2 protein-coding genes are annotated in these 3,748 nt (G+C 28.1%); both read right to left on the bottom strand.

The window, feature by feature from the left end; all coding sequences use genetic code 4:
- Positions 1-199: 199 nt before the first annotated feature.
- Positions 200-2,914 (bottom strand): magnesium-translocating P-type ATPase, encoded by a 2,715-nt coding sequence (gene mgtA / locus D9R21_RS04910; protein ID WP_126821335.1) that lies wholly within the window; start codon positions 2,912-2,914, stop codon positions 200-202.
- A gap of 347 nt (positions 2,915-3,261) precedes the next feature.
- Positions 3,262-3,546: a PTS sugar transporter subunit IIB gene (locus tag D9R21_RS04905; protein WP_126821334.1), complete on the bottom strand. Its 285-nt coding sequence runs from the start codon at positions 3,544-3,546 to the stop codon at positions 3,262-3,264.
- Positions 3,547-3,748 lie beyond the last annotated feature (202 nt).

Raw genomic sequence — 3,748 nt, 5'->3', positions numbered from 1 at the left:
GCGATGTTTGTTCAATTTCTTTTACTGTATTTTTTCGAAATTCTGCAGTATATGTTTTAAATTTTTGTTCTTTTCCTGCCATTAAAAAATGCACCTCCTCTAAAAGTTTAGTAAAGTTCTTTTTTAATTTTACTTACTTTTTGGGGTGCAGTCTTTTAATCATAAATAAACATTCCTTTTAACTATTTTTAAAATTATTTTATAATCAATTTTTTGTCACTTTAATATAACCAACTTTTGATAATTGAGCAGTGATACAATACGCTCCAATAACCCCTATGACGATTGGAATATATACTAATGGTGGTGCTGTCATTGGAAAGACATTGTTCAATGCATATGGAATTAAGAATCCTAATAATACAACAATTCCTGTGGCAACATTAACTGGTCAAGTTGGTTTTGATTGAATAAATGGAATTTGTTTTGTTCTAAACATTAACATAACAACGATTTGAGTAATTAATCCTTCAATAAATCAACCCGATTGAAAAATTGCAACATGATAAGCGGCATTTGCCGAAGTAGGATCAGCATGATATGCACTAAAGACACCAAAACCATACCCCAAAATAATAAAGGTTATTACATCAAAAACACTACTAATTGGGCCGTTAACAAAGGCAAATGATAACATACCTTTTGTACGTCAACGCTGTGGTTGTAATAAGAAATCTTCATCAACACGGTCAAGAACAACCGCAAATTGTGAAAAATCATAAATTAAATTTTGAAATAACATTTGAACTGGCAACATTGGCGTAAATGGAATTCATCAAGCCACAATAATTAAAGTAAAAACATTCCCAAATTGTGAAGCCATTGTTATTTTAATATATTTTAAAATATTTCCAAATGTTAAACGTCCTTGTTCAATTCCTTGTTCAATTACATCTAATGATTTTTCTAATAAAATAATATCTGATGCTTCCTTAGCAACAACAGTTGCATTATTAACTGAAATTGCAATATCACTTTGTCGTAATACTGACACATCATTAATTCCATCACCCATAAAACCAACAACATGATTATTCGCTTTTAGCAAACTAATAATTCGTGATTTCTCCGTTGGATTTAATTTAACAAAAACATTGTTAATTTCAACCGCACGTTTTAATTCATAGTCAGTCAACTTATTTAATTCTTCCCCAGAAATAATTCCTTTAATTTTCATTCCTACACGATCACAAATCGAACGCGTTACAGCAGCATTATCTCCTGTTAAAATTTTTAATTCAACACCACGAGTAGCTAATACTTTAACCATTTTTGATGCTGATGGTTTGGGAATATCTAAAAATGTTGCATAACCATAAAAAATTAAATCTTTTTCATCATTAATGTTATAAACCTTTTGATTTTCATTAACAACTTTATAACCAATTCCTAACACACGGTATCCCTGATCATTCAAACGAGTTAGCGTCTTAATGATTTGTTTTCTCATTTCATCATCTAACTCAACAATTTTATTTTGATAATAAATTTTATTTGAAACATTAATAATTTCTTCAATTGCTCCTTTTGAAATTAATTTTGTATCTGCTGCATTTTTAACAATAATTGTTAAACGACGACGTTCAAAATCAAATGGAATTTCATCAACTTTTTGATATTTATCATGAGCAAAATAATGTGTACTTTCTTTAACATAATCAATAATTGCTGAATCTAGTGGATTTTTAATTCCAGTTTGAAAATAACTATTTAAGTATAATAATTTCAATAAATCTGGTTCTTTTTTATTGTCGAAACTAGCATAATTAATTAACTCAATTTTATCATTTGTTAAAGTTCCTGTTTTATCTGTACATAAAACATCAATTGCCCCTAAATTTTGAATTGCCCCTAAATTTTTAAATACTAATTTACTGCGGCTCATTTTACGAGCTCCTCGTGCTAAATTACTTGTCACAATCATTGGCAGCATTTCAGGAATAATTCCAACAATAGCTGCCGCTGTTCATGTTATTCCTCCTAATCAATCACTTTTTGTTCCTGAGTAAATTAAGTAAATAATTGGTGCCATAATCAACACAAACATAATTAATGGGAATGTTACTCGTTGCACTCCTGTTTCAAAATTAGTTAAAGGGCGTTTTTCTTGCAATACACTTGAAATTGACGAAAAATATGTTTTAACTCCCGTTTGAATAACCATTGCAATTGCACTACCCGAAACAACACTTGTACCCATTAAACAAATGTTTTCTAATTCTAATAAATTAACCTTATCTGTTGTTGCATGTTTCTCAACTGGCATTGATTCTCCGGTTAACGAAGCATGATTAATAAATAAATCACGACTAACTAAAATGCGAACATCAGCAGGAACCATATCCCCACTTGATAAGTAAATCAAATCTCCTGGTACTAAATCACGAACATCAATATCTTCTGATTTTTTGATTAATTCAAACATATTTTCGTAATTAATGTCAGTATATCCCCTACCATCTCGAATCACTGTTGCTTTATTACTAACAATATTAATTAATTTTTTCGTTACAAAATGTGCTTTTATTGTTTGAATATAAACAACTGTTCCACTTGCAAAAATCATAACTGCTACAATAATTGTTGGTAAAATATCAGCAATTCCCCGTTCTGCAATAGGAGTTGAAAAATACTCATAAAAATTATAAATACTAATCGCAATTAGTACTAAATTAAAATGTCCAAAAAATGATTTAAAAAAGTTTAGAACTCAATTAAATTTAGTAGTATCTACTTTATTGTGTCCATATTCTTTTTGTAAATCTTCGACATCAGCTGTCTTTATCCCAAACTGATTACTTTTAAATTCGTTTAATAATTCAGGTTGATTAAGTTTTGAACATGCTTTTAATTTTTTATCATTAAAACTTAGCTTTTTTAATAAAGCTTCTTTTGTTCTATCTCTTCCAAACATGATTTGTTTCCTCTCTTACTTTGTTTCATGACAAAACAAAATAAGATAAATTAACACAACTAAAAATAGTAGAAATTATAAATAACTGCGGTGATTATCTTCTTGATGGTCAGAAACAATATTAAATAATGTATTACTTTTGTAAAAATTGATACCCTTAATAATCCGGCTTAATTGTAAAAACAGTCCGGACTGTTCCTTCTGTCCAAGCATAGAAATCACCACTCTTTCTTTCTTAAAAATAATACCTGTGTATTTTAGCATAAAAAATAAGGCAAATATACCCTATTTAAAAAAAAATATCGTAAAATTGAATAAAACAAAAATTTTTAACAAAAAATTTGAACTTATAACGTATTAACAAAATCAATAATCCCTTTAGAATCATTATTAATATATAATTCTGATGGTAACACAGCAACTTTGCTATTCTTCGCAATAGCAACTACTTTTGTTGATAAATATTCTACTTGAGGAGCTAATAAAATAATATTGTAATTATTATCTAATTGCTCTGGTGTTATCACAAAAAATTGCATATCATAATTATTTTTAACAATAACATCATTAATCTTATCTAAAATTCGATTAGCACTAATTCCTGCTGAACAAATTAAAGCAATTTTTATCATTTAGACCTCCATTTATTACTTATAATCTTTTTAAATTATACTGAATTAAGACTGCACCCCAAAAAGTAAGTAAAATTAAAAAAGAACTTTACTAAACTTTTAGAGGAGGTGCATTTTTTAATGGCAGGAAAAGAACAAAAATTTAAAACATATACTGCAGAATTTCGAAAAAATACAGTAAAAGAAATTGAACAAACATCGC

The sequence above is a fragment of the Spiroplasma endosymbiont of Megaselia nigra genome (assembly GCF_003987485.1).
Lineage (GTDB): Bacteria > Bacillota_I > Bacilli_A > Mycoplasmatales > Mycoplasmataceae > Spiroplasma.
This window is presented reverse-complemented; position numbering and strand designations above follow the sequence as displayed.